The sequence below is a fragment of the Lactobacillus sp. CBA3605 genome (assembly GCF_002970915.1).
Classification (GTDB): domain Bacteria; phylum Bacillota; class Bacilli; order Lactobacillales; family Lactobacillaceae; genus Lactiplantibacillus.
The window spans coordinates 709,810-728,765 of the sequence record NZ_CP027190.1 but is presented as its reverse complement, the minus strand read 5'-3'; the positions used below and the strand labels follow the sequence as shown (position 1 = coordinate 728,765).

At 43.9% G+C, this 18,956-nt stretch carries 15 protein-coding genes; 10 read left to right on the top strand and 5 right to left on the bottom strand.

Annotation, left to right across the window (positions count from 1 at the left end; translation table 11 throughout):
• Positions 1–75 precede the first annotated feature (75 nt).
• Complete coding sequence (locus tag C5Z25_RS03645; RefSeq protein ID WP_105451380.1) at positions 76–1,035, bottom strand: nucleoside hydrolase; 960 nt, start codon at positions 1,033–1,035, stop codon at positions 76–78.
• Between the two features lie 261 nt (positions 1,036–1,296).
• Between C5Z25_RS03645 and C5Z25_RS03640 the strand changes: the two genes are divergently transcribed.
• Entirely contained in the window at positions 1,297–2,181 is an 885-nt protein-coding gene (locus C5Z25_RS03640) for a polyphosphate kinase 2 family protein (protein ID WP_105451379.1), read from the top strand.
• 132 nt (positions 2,182–2,313) lie between these two features.
• Here the strand turns inward: C5Z25_RS03640 and C5Z25_RS12755 are convergent, their stop codons facing one another.
• Positions 2,314–3,672: an Ig-like domain-containing protein gene (locus tag C5Z25_RS12755; RefSeq protein WP_105451378.1), complete on the bottom strand. Its 1,359-nt coding sequence runs from the start codon at positions 3,670–3,672 to the stop codon at positions 2,314–2,316.
• Positions 3,673–3,889: 217 nt separating this feature from the next.
• Between C5Z25_RS12755 and C5Z25_RS03630 the strand changes: the two genes are divergently transcribed.
• Both C5Z25_RS03630 and C5Z25_RS03625 read left to right on the top strand, forming a co-directional pair.
• Positions 3,890–4,642, top strand: a complete 753-nt coding sequence (locus tag C5Z25_RS03630) for a hypothetical protein (RefSeq protein ID WP_105451377.1) — start codon at positions 3,890–3,892, stop codon at positions 4,640–4,642.
• Entirely contained in the window at positions 4,643–5,320 is a 678-nt protein-coding gene (locus C5Z25_RS03625; protein ID WP_105451376.1) for an ATP-binding cassette domain-containing protein, read from the top strand.
• Positions 5,321–5,342: 22 nt separating this feature from the next.
• Here C5Z25_RS03625 and C5Z25_RS03620 read toward each other — a convergent pair whose 3' ends face one another.
• On the bottom strand, positions 5,343–6,101 hold the full coding sequence (locus C5Z25_RS03620; protein WP_105451375.1) for an alpha/beta hydrolase: 759 nt from the start codon (positions 6,099–6,101) through the stop codon (positions 5,343–5,345).
• Between the two features lie 130 nt (positions 6,102–6,231).
• Here C5Z25_RS03620 and C5Z25_RS03615 point away from each other — a divergent pair, with 130 nt between their 5' ends.
• Together C5Z25_RS03615 and C5Z25_RS03610 are read left to right on the top strand one after the other, a co-directional pair.
• Positions 6,232–7,233 carry an NAD(P)/FAD-dependent oxidoreductase gene (locus tag C5Z25_RS03615; protein WP_105451374.1) on the top strand — a complete coding sequence of 334 codons (1,002 nt, stop codon included), beginning with the start codon at positions 6,232–6,234 and terminating at the stop codon, positions 7,231–7,233.
• Between the two features lie 36 nt (positions 7,234–7,269).
• Complete coding sequence (locus tag C5Z25_RS03610) at positions 7,270–8,211, top strand: FAD:protein FMN transferase (protein ID WP_105451373.1); 942 nt, start codon at positions 7,270–7,272, stop codon at positions 8,209–8,211.
• Between the two features lie 27 nt (positions 8,212–8,238).
• On the opposite strand, the gene C5Z25_RS03605 is transcribed toward C5Z25_RS03610, so the two are convergent.
• Positions 8,239–9,177, bottom strand: coding sequence for a LysR family transcriptional regulator (locus tag C5Z25_RS03605; RefSeq protein ID WP_105451372.1), 939 nt, complete (start codon positions 9,175–9,177; stop codon positions 8,239–8,241).
• A gap of 289 nt (positions 9,178–9,466) precedes the next feature.
• Between C5Z25_RS03605 and C5Z25_RS03600 the strand changes: the two genes are divergently transcribed.
• From C5Z25_RS03600 to C5Z25_RS03590, 3 genes are read left to right on the top strand one after another with little or no spacing between them, the layout of a single operon-like run.
• Positions 9,467–10,087 carry an NADPH-dependent FMN reductase gene (locus tag C5Z25_RS03600; protein ID WP_105451371.1) on the top strand — a complete coding sequence of 207 codons (621 nt, stop codon included), beginning with the start codon at positions 9,467–9,469 and terminating at the stop codon, positions 10,085–10,087.
• Positions 10,087–12,504: a flavocytochrome c gene (locus tag C5Z25_RS03595; RefSeq protein WP_105451370.1), complete on the top strand. Its 2,418-nt coding sequence runs from the start codon at positions 10,087–10,089 to the stop codon at positions 12,502–12,504. The genes C5Z25_RS03600 and C5Z25_RS03595 overlap by 1 nt, the downstream gene beginning before the upstream one ends.
• A gap of 28 nt (positions 12,505–12,532) precedes the next feature.
• Positions 12,533–13,762: an L-lactate MFS transporter gene (locus C5Z25_RS03590; protein ID WP_105451369.1), complete on the top strand. Its 1,230-nt coding sequence runs from the start codon at positions 12,533–12,535 to the stop codon at positions 13,760–13,762.
• Between the two features lie 164 nt (positions 13,763–13,926).
• Here C5Z25_RS03590 and C5Z25_RS03585 read toward each other — a convergent pair whose 3' ends face one another.
• A complete protein-coding gene (locus C5Z25_RS03585; protein ID WP_105451368.1) occupies positions 13,927–16,083 on the bottom strand; it encodes an LTA synthase family protein in 2,157 nt (718 codons plus the stop codon).
• A gap of 191 nt (positions 16,084–16,274) precedes the next feature.
• Here C5Z25_RS03585 and C5Z25_RS03580 point away from each other — a divergent pair, with 191 nt between their 5' ends.
• Together C5Z25_RS03580 and C5Z25_RS03575 are read left to right on the top strand one after the other, a co-directional pair.
• A complete protein-coding gene (locus C5Z25_RS03580; RefSeq protein ID WP_105451367.1) occupies positions 16,275–16,709 on the top strand; it encodes a GNAT family N-acetyltransferase in 435 nt (144 codons plus the stop codon).
• A gap of 278 nt (positions 16,710–16,987) precedes the next feature.
• A complete protein-coding gene (locus C5Z25_RS03575) occupies positions 16,988–18,913 on the top strand; it encodes a SpaA isopeptide-forming pilin-related protein (RefSeq protein WP_105451366.1) in 1,926 nt (641 codons plus the stop codon).
• Positions 18,914–18,956 lie beyond the last annotated feature (43 nt).

Genomic DNA, 18,956 nt, shown 5'->3' with positions numbered 1-18,956 from the left:
GATAAACAAGCTTTTGTTAGTTGCTTGTCTATTTAGAGGAGCGTCTATAAGTAAATCTGCAATGTCTTAAGCCGATTAGTTGGCTTTAAATAATGTGGTTAAGTAAGTCATGAAAGTCTTCAAATAGCGATCTTTGTCAACAGTTAGGGCCACGGTCACGTTCGTCTTAGGATCATCCAAGCGAGCGGGGTCCCCGATGGTGCGGCCATAATCTTCACCGGTTGTTTCAACATACATGTTGAGGCCTAACGTGGTAACGAAAGTAGGGTCTAAGGCGACGCCTACAGCCAAAGGATCATGTAGGGCACAACCGTGGAGGTCAGGACTGGTAATATCATAAGCGGCAATATAATAGTCAACAATGTCGGCGAATTTCTCACCAGCCGTTGTCTTTAAAGCACGCCATTGACTAGTTTCTGTCTTAGTTAGTAGGGTCCGCAAAGTCACGTCTAAGCCGACCATCGTTAAGTCGAGGTCACTAGTGAAAACGGCATTAGCGGCTTCGGCATCTTGATTGATATTCGCTTCGGCATAGTGACTAACGTTACCGGGAACGGTTAAGGCACCACCCATAAGCGTGACATTGCCAATTAAGTGAGCAATATCAGGTGATTTTTCCAGGGCTGCCGCTAAGTTAGTTAAGGGTCCCGTAGGAATCAAGGTTAAGTCGGCGCCGTATTGATGGGCGGCCTCAATTAAGAAGTCAACGCCTGATTGGGTTTCTGGTTGCCGAGTTGGTGTTGGTAAGTCCACTTCACCAATGCCGTTTTTGCCGTGGATTTGTTCGGAGATTGCCATGACGTCAAAATGTTCAGTGGTGCTCGCATGTGGTTCACCGACAAAGACGGGCACGTCGGTCGCACCTAATAAGGCTAAAATTTGGAGACTGTTATATGCAGCTTGGTCAACGACCACATTACCATATGAACTGATAATGCCAATTAAATCAACATCTGGGGCGCCAACCGCATAGGCGATAGCCATTGCATCGTCGATCCCGGTATCCAAATCTAAAATCATTTTACGTTTTGCCATGTGCAAATTCCTCCCTAGTTTTCAGGTGTTGCGAATCCCCAATTGCAGTCAATTGGCCGACAACTGGGACCTTTACCAAATAACGATTAATACTAGCTTAATTGTAAACGTTTCAACAGAGTGTGACAACGCCGACTAGCAAATTTTACCGGAAACTGGATTAAATCAAGCTGACTGGTCAAAATGTAACCGCTGACTTATACTTTAGCTTAAGCGGCTAATTACGATTGAATGGCAGCTGGCTATGAGGAGGTCATCAGGATGAATTTTGAAAAGCAATATCGGTATACTGGCAAACAAACATTAGGGCTGACAGAATTAGCAACAGGTCCAGATGAAAAGTATGATGATGAGAAGCTAATTAAATCTCAAATCGAAAAAAACATTAAACAATTAAAGGAGTTGCAAGGCAAACTCTACGCGCAAAATAGACATGGTGTCTTAATCATTTTTCAGGCGATGGATGCGGCGGGCAAAGATAGCATGATTGCTCATATTATGAGTGGCGTGAATCCGCAGGGATGTGTAGTCACGTCATTTAAGCAACCAACCAGTACAGAATTGGATCATGATTACTTATGGCGGATTCATAATGCGGTGCCTAAGCGTGGCATGATTGGTATTTTTAATCGCTCTTATTATGAGGATGTCTTAGTTAGCCGAGTGCATCCGGAAATCATCGTGAATGCCCATGTTGGTGATACAACTGAGCGTAAGCAAGTTGATGATGACTTCTTTACCCAACGCTTCCAGGACATGCGCTTTTTTGAAGATTACTTACAACATAATGGCTTTACTGTGTTGAAATTCTTCTTGCATATGTCCAAAGCCGAACAAAAGCAACGTTTTATTCGCCGGATTGAAATTCCTAGTCATAATTGGAAATTCTCAGCGGCTGATATTCGGGAACGTAACTATTGGGATGATTATCAACGTGTTTACGATGATGCCATCACTCATACTGCAACTAAAGCGAACCCATGGTATGTTATTCCGGCGGATAGTAAATGGTATTCACGGTTATGCGTGTCCGAGATTATTAATCAGCGGTTGAGCGAGTTACCGTTGGCGTACCCATCATTAGATGCCGCTGACCAAGCGCAATTAAAAACAGCCTTAGATCAATTGGATCAAGAAGCTGATTAAAAAAACACCCTAACTCATCAGTTTTGTAAGAACCAATGGGTTAGGGTGCCAAGTAATCAAGAATATAGCCACTTATTCTAGCAATTAAAAAAGGTAACTAAGAATTAATGTCATGAATTTTTTTCATTGAGATTAATTCTTTTTTTGACGTCGAAAACCAAAGAATCCAACCATCAAAAGTAGACCTAATCCTAACAAGCCAATTAAAAAGGCACGATTGCTAGTCCGTTCCCCAGTTTGAGGTAACTGCTGGTTGTTGGGCTTAGCGTTGGCGGTATCAAGGGTTGGTTTGAGCAAAGCTTGATTGTTATTAGTTTTAGACGCTTTTCCTTGATTAGCAGGTGTCGTAACTAACGCCGGTGTTGTATCAAGATTTGGCTGTTTAGGTGTTACTGGTTTAGGTTGATTAACGACCGGTTGTTTAGCATTTGGTACCTCGGTGCTAGGCTTTTCAGTGTTAGGTTCTTCTTTCCCGGGTACTTCGGTTCCAGGTTTTTCGGTATTGGGTTCTTCAGTTCCAGGTTTCTCAGTGCTGGGTTCTTCGGTGCTGGGTTCCTCAGTATTAGGTTCTTCAGTTCCAGGTTTCTCAGTGCTAGGTTCCTCAGTTCCAGGTTTCTCAGTCCCAGGTTCCTCAGTATTAGGTTCTTCAGTTCCAGGCTCCTCAGTGCTAGGTTGTTCAGTCCCAGGTTCTTCGGTATTAGGTTCTTCAGTTCCAGGTTTCTCAGTGCTAGGTTCTTCGGTGTTAGGTTCTTCAGTTCCAGGTTGTTCAGTCCCAGGTTCTTCGGTATTAGGTTCTTCAGTTCCAGGCTCCTCAGTGCTAGGTTGTTCAGTCCCAGGTTCTTCGGTATTAGGTTCTTCAGTTCCAGGTTCTTCAGTCCCAGGTTCTTCGGTGCTAGGTTCTTCGGTATTAGGTTCCTCAGTTCCAGGTTCCTCGGTTCCTGGTTCAGTTACGCCCGGAGTCTCTTCACCAGGGTCTTCTTCATCGGGCTCTTCCGGTCCTGGATTGGAAACACTGGGAGCCTCACCATCCTCATCGTCAGGAATAGTACCATAGACGTTTAAATTAATGTAACCGTTACGATTAAGCGTATTGTACTGTAGGTTACTGTTAAGCGTAATGGTACCGGTATGGGACCCCTTGGCAATGAAGAAAGAGCCAATCGTTAATAAACCAGAGGTACTCTTCATTGGAAAACTCGCATCGGCTGGAATCCGGACATTATCAGGAACAGTCACAGTCATTGTGTCACCCGCTTTAATGATTGCGGTGTTTGGAATCCGCCACTTGTAACTGACCGTGTACTTATTTTGCTCTGGTAATTCTGCGTCATGGCTATAGACTTGTCCACTTGTATCTTTAATAATGGCACTATCAGCATCTAGCCCGGTTACCGTGGTAATGACTTGAGCATGTCCTATTATCGCGGGACTCAGCACAATTAACCCCACACCAACTACGACTAGTAGAATCTGCCGCCAAAATTTTTGCATCTATCATCAGTCCTTTATACTTTTATTTGCTAAGTCAAATTTACTTACCTAGCACCCATAAAATACCACGTTTGTACATAAGAGTATGATTGATAAGGTTTATTCGTAAGCCTGACTAATTTAACCGATTGACAGGTTCGATAATAGCTCGTATCATTATAGAATGATTAGAAAACTAATTTTAATCACATATTTTGACTGAAAAGGGGACGGTCACATGCGGAAATACGGCATACAGGTTTTACTTTATAGCCAATATTTTCTGAAAGTCATGCTAGCTAATTTGACGGTTCTAACGTATACCGTGCTAGTACCGATTATTTTGTTTGCCTTGAATACACGAGGAGAGTGGTTTAAGGCATTGACATTAGCACAATTTACGACAACCGTGATGCCTTTTGTGGCGTGGATGATTTTTTCGAATACCCTAATTGTGATTGCGGATATCGCAATGTTGCGTGAGCAAGGGTACTTGAAGCAATATCAAGCATTAGTCGTGAAGCCATCCGTTTTTATTGTGAGTAAGGCGTTAATTAATTTGTTGCTTTTAGGTGTTGTGTTAACGCTAGTGGGGCTTGGTGGTGGCTTATTTTTCAAGCTGGCGCCGTTTACTATTATCTGGCGACTGTGGGTGGTGTTGTTAATCGTGTACTTGCCCATTGTTAGTGGCTGCTTACCGTTGTTAAGCTGGGCATTACGCTATAAAACTATCAATGCTATTATGAATCTCGTGATGTTAGGGTTGGCGATTGGTTCAGCTTGGCTTGTGGCGACTTTTAGTATCAGTTTAAACAATATTTGGATGAATTTGGTGAACCCGATTTTCTTTGTGACAAATAGCTTTTCAGTGCTGGTAAGTGGACATTGGATGCAATTTTTACCGACTTATGTCAGTGTTTTAGTGGTGAGTCTCTTGATCGGTCACTTCAGTTATCGCCGGTTTAAGTTATTACCAACGGAGGCCCTTTAAATGCAAATTCAGCAAGTTAGTTATACTTTTCCACATGCCAAACAGCCCTTTTTTGACCAGCTGAATTTTGAGCTGCCGGAACGGCAAGTCAATTTTCTGATTGGGCAAAATGGGAGTGGCAAAACGACGCTCGCTGATATTCTGGTGGGATTACGACCGTGTCAAGGAACGCTCACCCCTAAATTAACGGCCATTTATTTAAGCCAGCAGTTACCGATGTTAACGGCGATTCGAGTGAGCGATGCTGCGCAGCTTATTTTAGGCATTGAATATGGACAGGTTAAGGTAACGTTAGCTCAGCTAACCAGTCGACTAGATGCCCCAACCTTAGCCTTTTTAACCCCACTTTGGCATTACCGGTATCATGACTTATCTGGTGGGCAACAGAAGTTAGTCCAGCTATTGCTTTTTTTGCAATTAGACCGCGAGCTGGTCGTGCTAGATGAACCAACGGCTTTTATTGATCGTGAGCATGTGGGGGTATTAGTCAAGGTGATCCAAGCGCATCCAGAGCGTACTTATCTGATGATTACGCATGATGTTCGTGATGTGCGGGCTTTTTCAAAGTATCAAGTTCTTTGGTTAGCTGATCACAAAATCAAAGCCAGTCTAACGCGCGCTGATTTTGAAGCGCAAGCTGTGACCGCGCCATTTTTACAAGCGTTTCAGCATGATTAGGCGGGGGACCAGTTCTTGATTATTAGTAGCCGTATAAGAAAGTAATGACCGCACGATCCACGGTCGGGTTGATATGCAACATAGAATGGGCGGCGGTTAACGGACTTCCCTGGATTAACTTGGTTTTGGGATGACGACCTTGGCGCCGTAACGCCGTATTGAATGCGAGTACTGCTTTCAGCTGGACAGTCCCGTCGCCATTACTTTGCCAAACGTGCCCAGCAATGGTTAAAATAGGCAACTTGGCTGGCAGCCGTTTGATGGCCGCGGTGGCCTGTGGATAAGTTGACGCAATGGTCACAAACTTATTGATTTTAGGAGATTGATTGGACTGATGCGTTAAATAATCAAAGATAATATTACCCCCAGATGAATGGCCCACAGCATTGTATCGGCGAACATGGTAGCGTTGATTTAGCAGCCGCATCACGGTGACTAATTGGTGGGCCTGCCGTGTGGGATGATGATTATCAGCAAAGACAACTTGAATCGTCGGATTATGTCGTAATGGGGCGAATTGATGAACGTGCACTTGCCCGTGTTGCCCGACATTAACGACGAGGGCCTTAGTTGCAAGGTGAGCGGCGCTTAAGCGATGGACGAAACCGTCTGTTGAGAAAGCCCGCGCATAATCACCAGCAATAAAGATCGTGGGAATGTTGGTTGTTTGAACTTTGGCTGACCGCAGTGGCGCTAACCGGTAATGCCAATAAGCACCACTACCCGTGACGATTAAACTACTCATCATAGCCATTATCAAAATGATTTTTTGCCGTGTCATGTTGTCGGTAAGCCTCCTCAACTAAGTTAAGACTATTATAGTTGAAAGTCGTGGCAATGTTTTTGCAAATGGTCGCAGAATCCACTAAACTGAGGACAGTTAATGATTAATTGAGAAAGTTGGTTGACGAATGACTGCAAAGTACGATTTAACCATTATTGGTGGGGGCCCCGTGGGAATGTTTGCGGCTTTTTATGCCGGCATGCGTAATGCCCGGGTCCAATTGTTGGAAAGCTTGCCAGAATTGGGTGGCCAAGTTCAGGCACTTTATCCTGAAAAAATGATTCACGATATTGCAGGGTATCCGGCCATTCGCGGGCGGGACCTCGTGCAACAACTGGCGACCCAAATGCAGCAGTTTCCGATTGCGGTGCAGTTGAATAGCGCAGTCACTAATATTACAGGTCAACTAGGTGATTTTACGATTACGACCAAGACGGGAGCTGTTTCACATAGCCAAGCGGTGATTGTGGCTACCGGGAGTGGGGCATTTCAACCCCGGAAGCTCGCCGTTGACAATGCAGCGCAGTTTGAAGGGCAACAATTATTTTATCACTTGCCTAGCCGTGACCAATTTCAAAATCAAACAGTGTTGGTGGCTGGTGGTGGCGATTCAGCGATTGATATGGCGCTTATGTTAGCGCCAGTGGCGAAGCAAGTTTATATCATGCACCGGCGTGATCAGTTTCGTGGCATGGAGCATAATGTTGATTTATTAAAAGCATCGCCAGTTCAGATTAAAACCCCGTTTTTGATTAAGGCGTTGACGCCGTTGGCTCATGGTCAAGTTCAATTGACCATGAAGGAAGTTCGGGGGACAGCGGAAGAAACTTTAGCGGTGGATAAATTGGTCGTTAATTATGGCTTTATTGCCGATAATAAGCTCTTGCAAGCGTGGCAAGTCACGCCGACTTTGGCACACCGGTTAATTACGGTGGATACGCAAATGAACACCGATGTGCCTGGAATGGCGGCCATTGGGGATATTGTCACGTATGCCGGTAAGCTGGGGCTAATTGCGAGTGGTTTTGGCGAGGCGCCGAATGCGGTCAATCAATTAATGATGCAACTCTATCCAGAACGCCGTAGCCCATTACACAGTACAACGTTGTTTGAAAAACGCGCGCATTAGCTTAATGTCCATAGTTAAGCATTAGGGGGGAATGGCATGCAGACGGGGACTAGAACCTTACATTTAATGGGTACCGTGATTACGATTTGGGTGGCTCATCCGCAACCAGCATCCTTATTGGCGGATGCTGAGCGGCGCTTGATTGACTATGAACAGCGGTTTAGTGCTAATGATGAGCAGTCGCAATTGAGTCGGCTTAATCAACAGGCAGGACTTAAACCGATGACGGTTGATGCAGATTTATTTGAGCTGATTCAAATTGGGACGGCGCAAAGCTTAGTGCCAGGGACAGCTTTAAACATTGCGATTGGTCCGCTCATCAAAGCGTGGCGGATTGGCTTTGATGATGCCCATTATCCGACCCCCGCCAAGCTTAAAACAGTGCTTAAGCTAATTGATCCTCATGAGATTAGTTTAGATGCCAGTAAACAGACCGTGTTACTCAAAAAGGTCGGCATGCAGCTGGATTTAGGGGCGTTAGCGAAAGGCTACTTTGCGGATAAAATAATTGCGCTATTTAAGGCACAAGGAGCAACGGCCGCATTTATCAACTTGGGTGGTAATGTGTTAACTTACGGCAAGCCACCACAGCGAGCCGTCGATTACTGGCGCGTTGGGATTCAAAATCCGTTCTTAGCGCGAGGTAACGATGCGGCGGCGGTTCAGATTAAGGATAAATCAGTGGTGACTTCGGGAATTTATGAACGTCAATTGACGTGGCATGGTCAGACTTATCATCACATTTTTGATGACCAGACCGGCTATCCAATTAAGACGGATTTAGAAAGCTTGACGATTGTCTCAGCGCAATCTTTAGCGGGTGAGATTTGGACGACCCGTTTGTTCAATCAAACGCCCCGGGCGATTATCACGCAATTAAATCAAGTTCCGGGAATCGAAGGCTTGGTCATTACTAAGCAAGGTGAACTGGCTTATACGACCCAATTAGCTGATCGAATCAAAATAGCTGGTCAATAATCAACCGATTATTGACCAGCTATTTTTTTAGTTTAGCGCAGCTGTCAGTTGTTCTAAAAAAGTTTGAATCAGTTCCTTTTCAGCCGGGCGCAGTGTTTTGTCGGCCGGATGGGCAATAAAATAATTCAAAGAGAGGAGGTCCAAAGGCAATGGGTAGATATTGAAATTAGGTGCAATACCTGGTTGTGGTGTAATCTGGACGCTTTCTGGCAAAAAAGTAAGACCTAAGCCACGTTTAGCTAAATTAACAATAGTAAAAATGTTATTGCTCTCCAACGTAATGGTCGGTTGGATCTTATATTTGTGAGCGAGATAATCAACTTGACGTCGAATCGCAGAGCCACGCGTGGTTAAGATGAGCTTTTCTTGTAATAAGGTCTTAATGGGGACCGTATTAGGTTCTAAAAGTAGCCGATCTGGTTGATACAAGTGCGAGAATGCTGGAATAATAGCGTTATAACCGTGAGGACCGCGATGATAGCTGGTTAACTTTGGCGAAATGGTTTCGGGATTTTGACCGATTAATAAGTCTAAATCACCGGCTAAAATTTTTTGTTCATTATTAGTTGGGATATCCTCGTACAATTCAACCTTAATTTGTGGATGAGCGGTAAGGTATTGCGGTAGGAATAAGGGTAACAAGTAGGTTCCTAGACTGGATAAGACGCCAATCCGAATAACAGTCTGTTTAACTGCCGAGTACTTTGCAATTGTTTTACGGAAAGTGGCTTGCTCAGTTTCTAGGGAACTCAAATATTGATAATATAATTGGCCCGCTTCGGTGAGCTGTAAGGGGCTATTTTGGCGGTTAATAATTTCAATGGCGAGTTCTTTCTCAGTTCTTTGAATTAGCTGAGTGAGATAAGGTTGCGAAATATACAGACTTTTCGCAGCTTTGGTGTAATTACCGTACTTTAGTAGCGTATCCAGATAGTGCAACATGTTGGGTGAATTGAATTGGGTCATGTGACGCTCCCTTCAGTTAAAAACTAATGCTATTATACCGCGTAAAGACCGAAATTTAATAGCAAATAGCCTATGACGTGATAACTAAACGAATATTTCACAAACTAACCGAATTAAATTAGACTGTAAGGGTAAGTAAAACGCTAACAAAAAGTTGGTTGATTTTAATTATAGCCGATTAAATAAGAGTTTTGCACAATTCAATTAACGCCGATTCAAGGTTAGAAGTTGCCGTATTTTTTTGTAAAAGTTTGTGAAAATCAGAACAGCTCGTGAAAGGAAGGCTAACATGAAATTTATTGGAATCGTTGGGACGAATGCTGTCAAATCAGCTAATCGAAAGTTATTACAGTTTATGAAAACTCAATTTAATGCCCAAGTGGAAATTGAGGTTTGTGAAATTCGGGGATTACCGGCATTCAATCAACCTGAAAATCGGGTGGCACCAGCGGGGATTACAACCTTGGCTGCTAAAATTCAAGCCGCCGATGGGGTGATAATTGCCACGCCAGAATACGATCACACGATTCCGGCACCTTTGAAAAGTGTTCTGGAATGGTTGTCTTACACGACACGACCATTAATTGATAAGCCGGTTATGATTGTCGGCGCATCATACGGGGCTTTAGGGTCATCACGCGCACAAGCGCACTTACGCCAAATTTTAGATGCACCAGAATTAAAAGCGCGCGTCATGCCAAGTGAAGAATTCTTATTAGGGCATGCATTGGAAGCTTTTGATGATGCGGGTAATTTGATTGATCAAGCTAAAGTCACGGAACTCACAGCTTGTTTTAAGCAGTTTTGTTTATTTGTTGATATTACCGCGCAATTGGTAGCCAGTCAGCCATTTCAAGCGGAAAAAAATCAACGGTTTACGTGGGAACCAACTAATGGAGGGCAACACTAATGAAATTTATTGGAATTGTTGGGACAAATGCGAGCAAATCATATAATCGCCAGTTATTGCAATTTATGCAAACTCATTTTGCAGCTAAAGCCACCATTGAAATTCTGGAATTAACAGATGTGCCGCTATTTGATGAATCGGACGATCAATCAGATAGTGCAGTCATTCAAAACTTTAATACTAAAATTCAAACCGCCGATGGGGTCATTATTGCCACCCCTGAACATAATCACTCGATACCGTCAGCTCTAAATAGTATCTTAGAATGGCTATCATTCAAATTGCATTCGCTTGATGGTAAGCCAGTGATGATTGTGGGGGCTTCTGTTCAAAGTCAAGGATCGTCACGGGCGCAGCTTCATTTGCGCCAAGTGTTAGATGCACCGGGGGTCAATGCTTCTGTCATGCCTGGGTTTGAATTCTTATTGGGTAATGCGCAGACGGCTTTTGATGACGCCGGTAATTTAAAGGCCAGCGGGACGGTGGCCTTTCTGGAAACTTGTTTTAATCGGTTTATGCATTTTACTGAAATTGCTAACTTATTAAATGTTCCCGAAGACCTCGAGTTTAAGCCTGGTACTTTTGAGGTCACAGCTAAAGGCCATAATGGGGAACTACCAATGGCAGTGACGTTATCTAAAGATCGGATTGAAGATATCAAAATTGATACTACGGGCGAGACGGCCGGTATCGCAGATGTCGTCTTTACAAAAATCCCGCAAGAAATTATTGATGGTCAAACGCTGAATGTGGACATCCTTTCAGGCGCTTCAATTACCAGTCATGGGGTTCTTGATGGTGTCGCTCAAGCAGTCAAAATGGCGGGTGGTAATCCCGACATTTTAAAGAAACGTCCTAAGCCGGCGATGGTCACTAAAGTTAAAGCGGCTGAGTATCATACTGATTTGGTCGTTGTTGGTGGCGGTGGGGCCGGTTTAACAGCCGCAGCCAGTGCACTGATGGCACACAAAAAGGTCATTCTAGTCGAGAAGTTTCCAGCTTTGGGTGGTAATACCGTTCGAGCAGGGGGCCCAATGAATGCCGCTGATCCAACTTGGCAAAATCAGTTTGAATCGATTGCAGGCGAAAGTCACACCTTAGCGACACTAGCTAAGATGGATGAAAGCCAGATTGACGCTGACTATTTAGCTGATTTTAGAGAATTAAAGCGCCAAATCAACACTTATTTAGCAAAGGGTGATGACTATCTTTTTGATTCTAAACTCTTACACCGGATTCAAACGTATCTCGGGGGTAAGCGGACTGATTTAAATGGAACTAAGATCTATGGGCAATATGACTTAGTTAAAATTCTAACCGACCATGCACTAGAATCAGTTAAATGGCTCGAAAAGATTGGGGTTAAATTTGATCAAACGGATGTGACGATGCCGGTTGGGGCATTGTGGCGGCGTGGACACAAGCCTTTAGGCAGTGAGGGGTTTGCTTATATTTCTGCTTTGAAGCAATTTGTGGAAGCTCATGATGGTCAGATTATGTTGGAAACACCAGTCCAAAAATTAATCATTGAAGATGGTCAAGTTCGTGGTGTGAGTTGCAAAGGTGCCAACGGTCAAGAAGTAATCATTCACGCACAAGCAGTCGTGCTTGCTTCGGGTGGTTTTGGTGCCAATACCCAAATGCTGAAAAAATATAACACGTATTGGACCGAAATTGACGATGATATTCAAACGTCGAATTCACCAGCCATCACAGGGGACGGCATTAAGCTTGGTCAAAGTGCCGGCGCTGATTTAGTCGGTATGGGCTTTTCACAGATGATGCCGGTGTCTGATCCTGATACAGGTGAGCTGTTTACCGGTTTACAAGTGCCACCACAGAATTTTGTGATGGTTAACCAACAGGGAAAACGTTTTGTTAATGAGTATGGGAGTCGAGATGAGTTGACCCAAGCAGCGATTGATAACGGTAGCTTATTCTATCTAATCGCTGATGATGAAATTAAAAAAACGGCTTACAATACATCGCAAGCTAAACTCGATCAACAGGTTAAAGCCGGTACTTTATATCGCGATGACACCTTGGCAGGCTTAGCCCAACAATTACAGATGGATCCAGCAATCTTTACACAAACGATTAAGGCATACAATTCGTACGTTGAGACCGGCAAGGATCTTGAGTTTGGTAAGAGTGCCTTTGATTTGAAAGTTGAAAAAGCACCGTTCTATGCGACGCCAAGAAAACCAGCGATTCATCATACGATGGGTGGCTTAAAGATTGATACGCAAACGCACGTTTTGACTAAAAAAGGTCAAGTTATTAATGGTCTGTATGCTGCTGGAGAAGTTGCTGGCGGCCTACATGCTGGTAATCGTTTAGGTGGAAATTCATTATCGGATATCTTCACGTTTGGTCGGGTTGCTGGTAAAACAGCGGTCGACGAAATGACTAAGTAGGCTGACGCAACTTTAGGGAGGCAATATCATGGTTAAGAAAATAAATCGTTGGCAAGTATTAATTGCTTCAACTGCCATTTTGCTTTGTACCGGTGCTGTATATGCATTCAGTGTATTTGCCGGACCATTAAGTGCTTCAAAAGGCTGGTCAATGAGTGAAATTATGTTAGCTTTCACTATTAATTCAGCGATTAGCCCGATTCCAATGATTCTAGGTGGTTTTTTAACCGATAAAGGGTTAGCTAAGTGGACCATTGTTGTCGGGGGTGTCATGTTTGGTTTGGGATTCTTCTTAACGGGTCTCGCCACTAGTCCTGGGATGTTATATCTCACTTATGGATTGATTGGTGGCCTCGGTCAAGGGCTCGCTTATTCAGGATGCTTGAGTAATACCATTAAGCTCTTTCCAGATAAGAAGGGGTTGGCTGCCGGCATTATTACGGCTGGAATGGGCGGTGCTGCGATTATTGCTGCGCCAATTGCGAATAGTTTAATTCAAAGCCATGATGCTAGTTATGCGTTTAAAGTTTTAGGAGTTGCTTACCTAATTGTTGTGTTGATTGCGAGTTGTTTTATTAAGAATACCCCAGTGAATTATCAACCAGCTGGATGGACGCCGACTGGTCATCAGCGTGTCGCGGTTAATCAAAATTGGGTGGCGATGTTGAAAAGTCCGTACTTCTATCTAATTTTCTTGATGATGTTCACTGGCGCTTTTTCTGGGTTGATGATTGCTTCAAATGCCGCTGTAATTGGACAGCAAATGTTTAAATTAACTGCTGGTACTGCCGCGTTGTATGTCAGTCTATACTCGCTAAGTAATTGTGCAGGTCGCGTTGTTTGGGGGACTATTTCTGATAAGTTTGGTCGGAATCATACGCTAACGATCATTTTGGGGGCAGTTATTGTTGCTTTCGTTATCTTAATAAGTTGGGTTTCTCAATTTGGATTTGCCTTAGGGATCATTGTTTTAGGGCTTTGCTTTGGTGGTGTGATGGGTGTTTTCCCACCGATGGTGATGGAAAATTATGGTCCTGCCAATCAAGGGGTTAATTATGGGATTATCTTCTGTGGTTACTCAGCAGCGGCTTTCTTTGGGCCTAAAGTTGCAGCCAACATGGCGACTAGTAATGGTGGCGATTTTTCCAAAGCCTTCTATGTAGCAATTGCAGTTGCGGTTGTTGGGCTGGTGCTTAACTTAATCTACATGCGGTTAAAAAAAGTATCGGTTGAAGGAAAACCAGTCGGTAACAAATAAATCAGTGTTAAGGCAATAACCACCGGTTAAGTGTGACTGGTAGTTGGACAATCAATTTTTTAGAGCTCGGGCTTAAAACCCGAGTTCTTTTTTATTATCGTGAAAAAAATCCGCTAGCCATAATCAAGTTTTTGTCTTGATTAGGCTAGCGGAAATGAAAGTGATTATTTGGAACTGCTGCTGGAAGTGCTGGTGTTACTGTCAGTGTCATCCGGATTGGTAATCTGGATTCGAGTCGAATCAGTCTTCTTATGCGTTGCTTCAGGTGCATCTGTTTCATAGAACTCGGTAGTTGATTTATCACCATTCTTGGAATACAGACTAGTTGAGGCATTCTTCAACGCATTTTCAATCTTGATTTCTTTTTGAAGACCGTCCGCATAATTATAGTTTGAAGCGGTAATCTTCTTAAAGCCTTTCGGTGTATAGAAACGTAACAGGTTTTTAGAGTTTAAGGAATCTGACAAGCTTAATTCCTTATTGACCTTGGTTTGATCCTTGGCGACGGCTTTTTTGACTGCGTCCGTGGCCGTTAGCTCTTCACCGGTGGCATTACTATAGATTTTCCCACTAAGGACAGTATACTTCGGGGTCACGAAATCACGATTCCGAAAGGCGACGACCTGATCATGGTCTTTTGAGAATAAGTCGGTCCCAAACTGGATATAACGTTTGCTGGAGATGCCTAATAAATGTAGGATCGTCGGCAAGACGTCTATTTCACCACCGTAAGTGGACTCAATCTTACCACCAGTGGTGCCCGGAATATTGACCATGAATGGCACTCGCTGAAGCTGAGCATTGTCATAGGACGTCCAATCTTTAGCTGATTTACCTAGAATGGGTGCCAATGTCGTATTCTCACTATTAGAGAGCCCATAATGGTCGCCATACAAGACAATCATTGAATTCTTAAGGAGTCCGGCCTTTTTGAGATAGGCGTAGAATTCTTTAACGGATTGATCCAGATAATGGGCGGTTTGGAAGTACCCATTAATGGCTGAATCACTCGTGTCAGTCGTTTTAAAGTCGGTATCTTCAGAATCCATACTGAATGGAAAGTGATTCGTGACGGTAATGTATTTGACGTAAAACGGTTGTTGTAACCGTTCCAGATATTGAACCGAATTCTTAAATAACAGCTTATCTTTTAAGCCGTAGCCGGTTGACTTATCACCGGTCGTGTCAAAGTAACTGGCATCAAAGAAATATTGATAGCCCATATTTTTATAAGTGTTGTTGCGGTTCCAGAAGCTGGCCACGTTGCCATGGAAGACCGCCGAAGAATACTTCGCACGTTGATTTAGAATCGCAGGAGCAGCTTGGAACGTATTATCAGAACCTAATTGGGCAAACAAGGAACCAGTTGCTAGGCCATAAGTACTGGTCTCTAGCATGTTCTCAGCATCACTGGTCTTGCCTTGGCCCACTTGATGGAAGAAGTTTTTGAACGAATAAGTTGAATTACTATGGTAGAGCTTATTCAAAAACGGTGTCACTTCTTGGCCATTGATTTTCTTATCAATTAGGAATTGCTGGAAACTTTCCAAGTGAATGACAATCACATTCTTCCCCTTGGCAATGCCGTACATTTTGGCATTCGGGGCGGCGTAATGCGACTGCGTGAAAGCTTTAACCGTATCGAGTTCCGATTTTTTGGCACTGGCGCGCTGATGATTTGTTTGTTCATCTTTAATACCGTCATAAACGGTAAATGCATCTAAGCCAAGATATTTGACGATATAAGTGCGATCAAAAGTCCGGGTCAACAGTTGAGGCCGATTCGATTCGGCTAAGGTTAAGTTCAACGCAAAGCCAGCAATTGCCACAGAAGTATACGCAAAGGCCGTCCGTTTTTTGATGGGGCGGTCATCGTGTTTGATCCGGTGAAAAATGAATAAGACGAGTAAAACAATAATATCAATCCAATAAATAAAGTCGTACCAATTGGTTAACGCTAATGAAGAGCCGGTTAACCCTTGATTAACCTTGGAATAACCCGTAATGGTACTGACGGTCATAAAATCAGTAAATTCGCGGTAATAAATTACGTTGGCATACATCAGGACCGTATTAAGCGCATCAATTAATAATAAGATGTAGTAATAAAAGCCAGTTTTGCGAATGTATAACGCTAAGCTAAATAAAAATACAGTCGTTGCTAACGGATTAACAAGCATTAGCAAGACTTGTAGAATGTCCGAAACACCTAGGGAGAATTCTACAAAGTAGGCGAAGAGGGTCTTGGCCCAAAATAGGAAAATGAGTAACCAAAAGAACCCAATCCGCGTGTCGACGTGTCGGCGGAGTTTCGTAAACATGTTTATAAGACCTCATTTGTGACAAATTTGGAGATGACTGAAAATCAGTCATCATGTCATTCTACCATACCTCATGTGGGCGTAATCGTTAACATTCGGTTAAATGGTGTCGGTTGGCTGTCTAGCAGGGTTTGACGATAGGGGGTGGAACGTGTATTCTCAAAAGGGTATTATTAAGGTAGGGTGAGAAAATGGAAATTAAAATGAGTAATCAGACGACGTCACAAGTTTATGCAGATGCGCTGATGATTCGACGAGCGGTGTTTATTGCGGAGCAAAAGATTACGCCAGCCTTGGAATTAGACACCGTTACGCCGGCTACTTGGCACTACGTCTTATATAATGATGCTGGCCAGGCGGTGGCAACCGCCCGGATGACGCCGGTCACTGACCAACAGTTACATATACAACGGGTTGCAACTTTGAAAGCTGCCCGTGGTCACGGTTATGCGCAAGCCATCTTGCAACGAATGATGATGGATGGCCGCCAACAAGGGGCACAGCGCTTAGTCTTAGGTGCCCAAGTTTCGGCGCAAAGTTTTTATGCGCAACTCGGATTTGAACCGCAAGGCGCCCCTTTTGTTGAGGCTGGATTGGCACATCAAACGATGATATTAGCCTTGTAAGTGGTGAAATAGTGTGACCTCAAAGGTGTTTGGATTTTAGTCCAAACGCTTTTTTAGTCATCACTCAATTAGTTTGTTTAATAACCAATTAAAACTTTTAACTATAACTTAACTAGTTGATTACGGTATTGTACAGGCAACGTTAAGCGTAGCGGCTGACGTGCTTTTGGAATGGGATATGAGCAGTGAGCGGTTACTGTTGATGAAAGCTATCGGTTAGGAGTGAGGCGCTAAAAATTTAAGTTAGTGAGGGGTAATTAGCGAGGAGGCAATTGGTTATGCGAACGAAGGTTTATTTAGCTTTATTGGGATTATTAACAGTCATGTTAGTCGTTTTAGCAACAGGCCAGGTTGCAAAAGCGGCCTCCATCACGACGACTGGTTTGGCTGGCACGGACGCACAAGTCACGGACCGTTATGGCACAGTTGTGAAAGATCCCAGTACGTTAAGCAAATGGGAAAACTATAGTATTCAGTATCAATGGGCGATTCCGGATGGAGAGTCGCTAGCAGCTGGTGATACGGCGCCAGTCACGTTACCTAACGGGGCAGTCGCCGCATCTGATTTGAATTTTCCATTGACAGATGCCGATGGCACGACGATTGGGACGTTTGTCATTAAGGCCGGTGAAACGACTGGGACCATCACATTTAATGATGAGTTAGCTACGAAAACGATTGATCGGCACGGTACTTTAAACTTTTATGCGAAAGGAACAGCTGCTGGTGATACTCATTTTGGTTGGCAGCTTAACAAAATCGGTTGGATTGGCAGTTATGATGAACAAGGCAAGCCATCACAACTGACTTGGAATGTCGCATTCAATCCCACCGGAGCTAACTTGGGGACGGTTGTGGTAACAGATACATTAGGACCCAATCAGACCTTTTTGCCGACAACTGTTTCAGCAATGGCTGGTCAATATGATTCAGCCGGCTCATTTATTAGTAGTGGTGAGCCGTTGACGCCCCAAGTGATTTATCAAGGGAATCAAGTGAAATTTATTTTTAGTAATGTCACGACGGCGGTCAATATGGTTTATAATACGCAGCTGGAAAATGTCACGACTAATAGTAATTCATGGACCAATACCGCTAGCATGCAAGGGACAACTGTCAGCGGTCATGTCAGTTGGGGCGGTGCTGGAACTGGGTCCGGTCAAGGCGATGGTGACGATGACGAAGATGCAACTGGGTCAGTTGTTTTGAATAAAAAAGATGCGACAACTGGCGCAGTACTTCCTGGCGCAAGCTATGACTTGCGTGCCAGTGATGGGACCGTAATTGCTAGCGATATTCAGACGAACGCTAAAGGAAAGGTGTTTGTTGATGATCTGAATCCTGGTACCTATAGCTTTGTTGAGACCAAAGCGCCGACTGGTTATGATTTAAATCAGACGCCGATTAGGTTTGAAATTACAGCAGGTGACTTGAGTACGCCAGTCCAAGTCACACAAAAAGATGTTGAACGTCCGACGACAGGAGCGGTTATTTTAACTAAAACTGATGCCACTTCAGGTGAAAAGTTAGCTGGGGCGACTTATGACCTTCAAAATCAAGCCGGTACTGTGCTTAAAAGTGGTTTGACAACGGATGCGCAAGGCCAACTTGAAATTACGGGGCTTAGTCCAGCTGACTACATGTTAGTTGAGACCCAAGCGCCAATTGGTTATGACTTAAGTACAACACCACTTGTGTTTAAGATTGTAGCGGGTCAAACGGCGGCCGTGACGGTAACGGCTAAGGATGTTAAGCAATTGACAGAACCAAGCAAACCGGAAGTACCAGGTGAACCTGAGGAACCTGGCACACCGCTTGAGCCTGGCGAACCGGCACTTCCAGTCGTACCAGGCGAACCAAGTGAACCAGAAGCGCCGATTAAACCGGGAGAATCTGAAACTCCGGTAGAACCAGGATTGCCAATGGTACCCAAAGAGCCAGTCGTACCAGGTGAACCGGTAACCCCAAAGGAACCAAGCTTACCTGGGACAACGACGCCTAAGCCGACGGTTCCAAGTGTGACATTGCCGGGGCAACCAAGTACCACGGTAACAGTGCAAGACAATACGCCGGTAACAACTAAGCCGGTCAAATTACCACAAACGGCTGAAGCAAGTCACCAAGTTGTTTGGGTTATGGCAATCGGATTACTGTTATTGTTTAGCTTGATTGGATTTGGTCGTTGGTTGGTACGTCGTTATTGATCAAATCAATTTTCAGTTGGAAAAACTAAAAACGATCAGTACT

What these genes read in the sequence shown, in the direction of transcription:
- C5Z25_RS03640 (WP_105451379.1), top strand. Translation starts at nt 1,297, where the DNA reads ATGAATTTTGAAAAGCAATATCGGTATACTGGCAAACAAACATTAGGG.
- C5Z25_RS03610 (WP_105451373.1), top strand. Translation starts at nt 7,270, where the DNA reads ATGCAGACGGGGACTAGAACCTTACATTTAATGGGTACCGTGATTACG.
- C5Z25_RS03645 (WP_105451380.1), bottom strand. Translation starts at nt 1,035, where the DNA reads ATGGCAAAACGTAAAATGATTTTAGATTTGGATACCGGGATCGACGAT.
- C5Z25_RS03625 (WP_105451376.1), top strand. Translation starts at nt 4,643, where the DNA reads ATGCAAATTCAGCAAGTTAGTTATACTTTTCCACATGCCAAACAGCCC.
- C5Z25_RS12755 (WP_105451378.1), bottom strand. Translation starts at nt 3,672, where the DNA reads ATGCAAAAATTTTGGCGGCAGATTCTACTAGTCGTAGTTGGTGTGGGG.
- C5Z25_RS03620 (WP_105451375.1), bottom strand. Translation starts at nt 6,101, where the DNA reads ATGACACGGCAAAAAATCATTTTGATAATGGCTATGATGAGTAGTTTA.
- C5Z25_RS03590 (WP_105451369.1), top strand. Translation starts at nt 12,533, where the DNA reads ATGGTTAAGAAAATAAATCGTTGGCAAGTATTAATTGCTTCAACTGCC.
- C5Z25_RS03600 (WP_105451371.1), top strand. Translation starts at nt 9,467, where the DNA reads ATGAAATTTATTGGAATCGTTGGGACGAATGCTGTCAAATCAGCTAAT.
- C5Z25_RS03630 (WP_105451377.1), top strand. Translation starts at nt 3,890, where the DNA reads ATGCGGAAATACGGCATACAGGTTTTACTTTATAGCCAATATTTTCTG.
- C5Z25_RS03580 (WP_105451367.1), top strand. Translation starts at nt 16,275, where the DNA reads ATGGAAATTAAAATGAGTAATCAGACGACGTCACAAGTTTATGCAGAT.
- C5Z25_RS03595 (WP_105451370.1), top strand. Translation starts at nt 10,087, where the DNA reads ATGAAATTTATTGGAATTGTTGGGACAAATGCGAGCAAATCATATAAT.
- C5Z25_RS03605 (WP_105451372.1), bottom strand. Translation starts at nt 9,177, where the DNA reads ATGACCCAATTCAATTCACCCAACATGTTGCACTATCTGGATACGCTA.
- C5Z25_RS03615 (WP_105451374.1), top strand. Translation starts at nt 6,232, where the DNA reads ATGACTGCAAAGTACGATTTAACCATTATTGGTGGGGGCCCCGTGGGA.
- C5Z25_RS03575 (WP_105451366.1), top strand. Translation starts at nt 16,988, where the DNA reads ATGCGAACGAAGGTTTATTTAGCTTTATTGGGATTATTAACAGTCATG.
- C5Z25_RS03585 (WP_105451368.1), bottom strand. Translation starts at nt 16,083, where the DNA reads ATGTTTACGAAACTCCGCCGACACGTCGACACGCGGATTGGGTTCTTT.